The organism is bacterium (genome assembly GCA_029210545.1).
Lineage (GTDB): Bacteria > BMS3Abin14 > BMS3Abin14 > BMS3Abin14 > BMS3Abin14 > JARGFV01.
The window spans coordinates 1-6,158 of record JARGFV010000131.1 but is presented as its reverse complement, the minus strand read 5'-3'; the positions used below and the strand labels follow the sequence as shown (position 1 = coordinate 6,158).

Below are 6,158 nucleotides of genomic sequence, written 5' to 3'. Positions count from 1 at the left end.
AGCGTGGTTTTCGGTTCCCTCACGGATCGAACACACAGCCATTGGCACTCGATCCGGGCGCCCTTCCCAGGCGCGGCTAGTCATTTGCCGGTCATTGATTTGGGCGCCCCGCGCGGGGCGCGTTGATGGACTTTTTACGAGTCCATCATCGAAAGGTTCTAAACTTGATCCTGTCAGCGGTTTTTAAACTTTGGACTTTGGACTTCCTGTCCGCCGAAGCCCTGGCGAAGGTGGATGGTCTTTGGCCTCCCGTCACAAGAATCCGGAGGGGAATCCATGCCTGACCGGATTCTTGTGACGGGAGGCGCCGGATTCATCGGCTCTAACCTTTGTGAAAGGCTGGTGGACCAGGGGCGTGAGGTCCTGGCCCTGGACAACTTCAACGATTTCTACGACCCTTCCATTAAACGAGGGAACATAAAGGCGGTTCTGGATAATCCCGACTATACCCTTGTGGAAGGGGATATCCGTGACGAGGAACTGGTAAAGGAGATATTTTCCAGGTTCAAACCCCATGCCGTGATCCACCTCGCTGCCATGGCCGGGGTACGGCCATCTCTGCAATATCCCAACCAGTACAACGACGTGAACATCAAAGGGACCACCGTCCTTCTCGAAGCTGTGAAAGATCACCCTGTGGGGAACTTCCTTTTCGGCAGTTCCTCGTCGGTCTACGGTGTCCACGACAAGGTGCCCTTTTCCGAGAAGGACGTCCTGAACCGCCCGGTCAGCCCCTATGCGGCTACCAAACTTGCCGGTGAGCAGATCTGTTTCACCTATCACCACCTGTACGGGATACCGTTTTCATGCTTGAGGTTCTTCACCGTCTATGGTCCCCGGCAGAGGCCTGAAATGGCCATCCACCTGTTCGCCCGGAAGATACTCCGCGGGGAACCGATCACGGTTTACGGCGACGGATCGAGCCGGCGGGATTATACTTACGTTTCAGACATCGTGGACGGGATCTGCCTGGCTCTCGACAAGCCGCATGGCTATGAGATCTTCAACCTTGGTGAATCAAGAACAGTCGCGCTTTTAGAAATGATATCCATGCTCGAGGGAAACCTCGGTCGTCCGGTTGAAAAGGTTCACAGGCCCGATCAGCCCGGTGATGTACCGGTCACCTATGCGGATATAGAAAAAGCGCGCAACATGTTGGGATACGACCCGACGGTCCCCATGGAAGAGGGGATCCGGCTTTTCACCAGTTGGTTAAATGAAACCGCGCCGTGATGATAAAGGACAGTCCAGATAAGAGCGACAAAGGCTGATTAACCACAGTGCCGCCGGTTTAAGGCCGCTCCACCAGCCTTCGCATAAAGCTTCGGCCTGGCAAGCAGGGTTTAACAGAGAAGAAAAATTTATGAAGGGGGTGTAAAAGTGGAGAATAGCAGTCAGAATCCCATGGAAGGAACCAGATCCAGGGTCCTCGTCGTCACAGAGCAAAGGGAGTTCGCCGGTTTTATACACAGGATGAGCGCCAACCAGAGGGAAACGGACGTTCTCAACGACGAAAAACCGTTTATACACCTCACCCAGGTGGAGATACGGACCAGGGAGCGCCCCCCGCTTAAGGTTCCTTTTGTTGCGATCAACAAATCCAGCATCATCTGTGTGATACCGGAGGAACAGTAATTCAGTAATCAGTGATCAGAAAAAACATCAGTGCAGATGATATTAAGATCCCGCCCTGGACCGATATGGGGTGGAAGCTTTATCTGGCTACTGCCAACTGAATACGCGGATTTCGGGCTCCGCTTGTAACATCCAACCCTTTGTGATATTTAGGAAAATTCGATTCTATGTGTTAACAGTGACTTACCATCTTCAACGACTACTTTATCATCGGTTGATATTAAGAAAAAATATTATAAGCGTTTTTCCGACAAACTTTTACGCAGCGTGTCACGGTTTCCCGACACGCTGCCAGGAACTCGTAAATCATGATCATCGACCTGCATACCCACACCTTTGCCAGCGATGGAGTTCTCCTTCCCTCTGAACTCATAAGGCGGGCACAGGCGGCCGGCTACAGGGCCATCGGTATCACCGACCACGGTGACGAGTCCAACCTCGAGGACCTGATTCGCAGGGCAGTTACGGCTGCCGCGTCCTGGGCTGACGAGATGGGGATCATCGTTATCCCAGGGGTGGAGATCACCCACGTCCCGCCTGGCCGGATTCCCGGTGTGGCTGCGAGGGCCAGGGAAACAGGTGCCCGTCTCGTCATCGTGCACGGTGAGACGATCACCGAACCGGTGGCACCCGGCACCAACGCCGCGGCAGTCCGGTGTCCGGATGTCGATATCCTTGCCCATCCAGGTTTGTTGACCGAAGAGGATGCCGCCGCGGCCGCTCAGAACGGGGTCCACCTTGAGATCACCGCCCGAAAAGGGCACTCATCGGCCAACGGTCATGTGGCCAGGATGGCGCTCCAGGCGGGTGCGCGGCTCCTGTTCGGGACCGATGCCCACGGTCCTGGAGACCTGGTCACCGTTCAGTATGCACGGGCTGTCCTCATGGGAGCGGGAATTGTCGCCAATGAGATCGACGACGTTTTTAACAATGGAAAAAAACTGCTCGAAGAGATCACCGGCTAGGAGTCTGTCTGGGAACCACACTCAGACTCCTAGATTCAATCAACTTCGGAGGGGTAAAATGAGCTACATCAAGCGCAGGAAGGCAGGCAAACAGGGGCCTACACCCCAGGAGATCATCGCCGACCAGAAAACCCTGGCCAACTGGTTAACGGAACGTGTCAACACGATCGTATACACTGCCGGCGCGGCACTGTTTATCCTCATCATGGTCCTCGGCATCATGTGGATGAGATCGGAGAGGGAGGAAGCTGCCAACAAGGCTTTATCGATGGCGCTGGTTTTATACCAGAATACGATCTACCAGATACCTTCCGAGGATCCCGAACTGGACAAGATGAACCTCGGACAGCTCCTGGAAGGGTTCGACGAGGTGGCATCCGGGTACGCCGACATGGCGCAGGGTCAATCGGCCTCTCTTTACAAGGCCAGCGTGCTGTACAAGCTGGGAAGGTATACGGAGGCCGCCACCGCAGTCGAGGAGCTTCGAACCAGGAACCCGGATCTGGTGAGCGAGGTCAACGGATCATACCTGCTGGCCAGCAGCTACGAGGCCATGGAGGAGTACAACCAGGCCATCGGGGTCTATTCCCAGTTGAGGGACCGGATCAGCGGTGACATGAAGGCCGTGCTGGCGATCGATATCGCCAGGTGCCAGGAGATCTCCGGCAACAAGGAGGCCGCAGTGAACCTTTACCGGGAGATCCTGTCCGAATACCCTGATTCGGTTTTCGGCCTGCGGGCAGTAAAGAAGCTGGCAACTTTGGGTGTCATCGACAAGGAAACGCTTTGAGCCGCGTTCTGCTCTCCGGTAACGAAGCGATCGCGAAAGGCGCCATCAAAGCGGGGATCTCCCTCGCCACCGCATACCCGGGCACTCCCAGCACGGAAATTTTTGAGAACATCGCAAAGACAGGCTTGACGAAAGCACTCTGGGCCCCCAACGAGAAGATCGCAGTGGAACTGGCCAGCGGAGTTTCCTATGCCGGGCACCGGACCCTCGCCGCCATGAAGCACGTGGGGGTCAACGTGGCCGCCGATCCCATCTTTACCCTGGCCTATACCGGTATAAGGGGAGGGATGGTGATCATCACCGCTGATGATCCCGAGCTTCATTCGTCACAGAACGAGCAGGACAACAGGCGGTACGCGTCATTTACCCGGGTCCCCATGCTCGAGCCCGCGGACAGCCAGGAGGCCATGGATTATACCCGTGAGGCCTTCGCCTTGAGCGAGCGGTTCGACATCCCGTTTTTCGTCAGGACCACGACCCGGATATCCCACGGCAAGTCTCTCGTGGAGCTTTCTGAACAACCCGGGGAAAAGAGCCCCGTCGAACCGGGGCTGATCAAGGACCCCTCAAAATACGTCATGGTTCCCGCCAACGCCAGGATCAAGCACCGTGAACTCGAAAAAAAGATCGGCCTGATAGCCGGTTACGCGGAGAGCTGTTCCTTCAACACGGTGGAGAAGGGGAGCCGGGAACTGGGGATCATCACCTCGGGAATCTCCTACAACTATGTCAAGGAAGCGGTGCCTGGCGCATCGATCCTCAAGCTCGGCCTGGTATTCCCCCTTCCGGAAAAGCTCATCAGGGATTTCGCGGCCGGCTGTGACCGTATCGTCATCGTCGAGGAACTCGAACCGCACCTGGAGGAGTGGGTACGGTTCCTGGGGATCGAGTGCGAAGGCAAATCTCTCATCCCCAGGTTCGGGGAGATCGACGCGGGGACGGTTAAGAGGGCCCTCGGGATGGAAGGGGCCGCCCTGTCCCGGGAGATGGACCACCTGCCCCATGTTCCGACACGCCCGCCGGTCATGTGCGTCGGCTGCCCGCACCGGGGCATCTTTCACATCCTGAGCAGGAAAAAAACCTTCGTGGCAGGTGACATCGGATGTTATACCCTCGCCGTTTCACAACCCCTTGCGGCGATCCACACGACCTTGTGCATGGGTGCCGGAGTCAACCAGGCGGTGGGCATCGAGGCGGTCATGCCGGAAGAACACGGCAAGGTCGTGGCAGTGATCGGGGATTCCACCTTCCTGCACAGCGGAATGGGCGGTGTCCTCAATATGGCCTTTAACAACATCCCGGCCACCATCCTGATCCTGGACAACTACACGACAGCCATGACAGGACGTCAGGACCACCCGGGCAGCGGGTTCGACGCCGGCGGAAACCGGACTAAACAGGTGGACTGGAAACAGCTCCTCGGAGGTCTGGGAATACCGGAGCCGCGTTTCGTGGACGCCTATGACCTGGATGAGATCCGCACCGTCCTCGATGAGGAGCTTCACAAGGATGCACCATCGGTCATCGTGGTCCAGGGCGCGTGCATGCTCATGACAAACAGGCCGGTCAAGCGGGAGGACCCGTACTGCATCGACGGGGAGAAGTGCACCGATTGCGGGATGTGCCTGAGGTTGGGGTGCCCGGCCATTGCCAGGAAAGACGCCTCACCGGATAACAAACCGGTTATCGACACCGGTGAGTGCACGGGCTGTGACCTCTGTTTCCAGGTGTGCAAGTTCGACGCCGTCGGGAGAGCGAAATGATCGGCGGTTCGGATCGGCCCGCGAACATCCTCATGGTGGGTGTGGGAGGGCAGGGGACCATCCTGGCCAGCGAACTGATGTCCCGCGTTCTCCTCGAGGCAGGGTACGAGGTGAAAAAGAGCGAGGTGCACGGGATGGCCCAGCGGGGAGGCCGGGTGGTCTCCCACGTCCGGTTCGGTGAAAAGGTGTATTCCCCCCTCATCGCCAAGGGAGAGGCCGACATCCTCGTGGGATTCGAAATGGCGGAGACTCTCAGGAGCCTGGATTGGATGATACACGGGGCACGGGTCCTGGCTGATAACCGGGCCATCCTGTCCTACACTTCCCAGGTGGGGCAGGAGCCGTATCCCTTCGATGCCCTTGACCGGATCCGTTCTGCCGGTTTCCAACTCGATGTCGTGGAGGGGGAGGCCCTGGCCGCAAAGGCTGGGGAAAAGAAAACGGCCAACGTCGTTCTCATGGGGCTCCTGGCCAGATACCTGCCGGTCCAGCGGGAGGTATGGGAGGAGACCATACGCAGGAACATGCCTGCGAAATTTGTGGATGTGAATCTCAAAGCTTTCTCCCTGGGATGGGAACAAATCAGTCCAGAGGCCATCCTCCTTCGTTAAGCCTTTGGCTTAACTACGGCGGACAGGGAGTCCAGAGTCCAGAGGTGAACTTTCGACGAGGCGACGAAGCGACTGAGCGAACAACCGGGAAGCCCTGATAAGGAGACGCGGTGATACGGGGGAAGAGCGGCCATGGGAACGGCATGGGAGCGTGGGAGAAGAGCAGACGCTAGGCGAGGGGCAATTGGGGATAGTCGATAGGGGACGCCCACACTTGCCTGCCATGGCGTAGTCCGTAGGACGAAGACGGGTCATTGGGAGCATAAAGCAGCTACTTTCCATATTCTTCTTCCCCTCATGCAGGCTTACTTCCTTACCCTTCCTCCCCCTCGTGAAGGCCAACTTCCTTATCCTTCCTCCCCCTCGTGAAGGCCAACTTCCTTATCCTTCCTCC

The 6,158-nt window shown here is 57.3% G+C and carries 6 protein-coding genes; all 6 read left to right on the top strand.

The window, feature by feature from the left end; translation table 11 throughout:
• Positions 1-276: 276 nt before the first annotated feature.
• The 6 genes from P1S46_10940 to P1S46_10915 all read left to right on the top strand — a co-directional run bounded on the left by P1S46_10940 (position 277) and on the right by P1S46_10915 (position 5,764).
• A complete protein-coding gene (locus P1S46_10940; protein ID MDF1536992.1) occupies positions 277-1,233 on the top strand; it encodes a GDP-mannose 4,6-dehydratase in 957 nt (318 codons plus the stop codon).
• 171 nt (positions 1,234-1,404) lie between these two features.
• A complete protein-coding gene (locus tag P1S46_10935; protein ID MDF1536991.1) occupies positions 1,405-1,635 on the top strand; it encodes a hypothetical protein in 231 nt (76 codons plus the stop codon).
• A 311-nt stretch (positions 1,636-1,946) separates the two neighbouring features.
• Positions 1,947-2,600 (top strand): histidinol phosphate phosphatase domain-containing protein, encoded by a 654-nt coding sequence (locus P1S46_10930; protein MDF1536990.1) that lies wholly within the window; start codon positions 1,947-1,949, stop codon positions 2,598-2,600.
• Positions 2,601-2,658: 58 nt separating this feature from the next.
• Positions 2,659-3,390: a tetratricopeptide repeat protein gene (locus tag P1S46_10925; protein MDF1536989.1), complete on the top strand. Its 732-nt coding sequence runs from the start codon at positions 2,659-2,661 to the stop codon at positions 3,388-3,390.
• Positions 3,387-5,153, top strand: coding sequence for a thiamine pyrophosphate-dependent enzyme (locus tag P1S46_10920; protein MDF1536988.1), 1,767 nt, complete (start codon positions 3,387-3,389; stop codon positions 5,151-5,153). Before P1S46_10925 ends, P1S46_10920 begins: the two co-directional genes overlap by 4 nt.
• Positions 5,150-5,764, top strand: coding sequence for an indolepyruvate oxidoreductase subunit beta (locus P1S46_10915; protein MDF1536987.1), 615 nt, complete (start codon positions 5,150-5,152; stop codon positions 5,762-5,764). The genes P1S46_10920 and P1S46_10915 overlap by 4 nt, the downstream gene beginning before the upstream one ends.
• The last annotated feature ends 394 nt before the right edge of the window (positions 5,765-6,158 follow it).

What these genes read in the sequence shown, in the direction of transcription:
- P1S46_10940 (MDF1536992.1), top strand. Translation starts at nt 277, where the DNA reads ATGCCTGACCGGATTCTTGTGACGGGAGGCGCCGGATTCATCGGCTCT.
- P1S46_10935 (MDF1536991.1), top strand. Translation starts at nt 1,405, where the DNA reads ATGGAAGGAACCAGATCCAGGGTCCTCGTCGTCACAGAGCAAAGGGAG.
- P1S46_10925 (MDF1536989.1), top strand. Translation starts at nt 2,659, where the DNA reads ATGAGCTACATCAAGCGCAGGAAGGCAGGCAAACAGGGGCCTACACCC.
- P1S46_10915 (MDF1536987.1), top strand. Translation starts at nt 5,150, where the DNA reads ATGATCGGCGGTTCGGATCGGCCCGCGAACATCCTCATGGTGGGTGTG.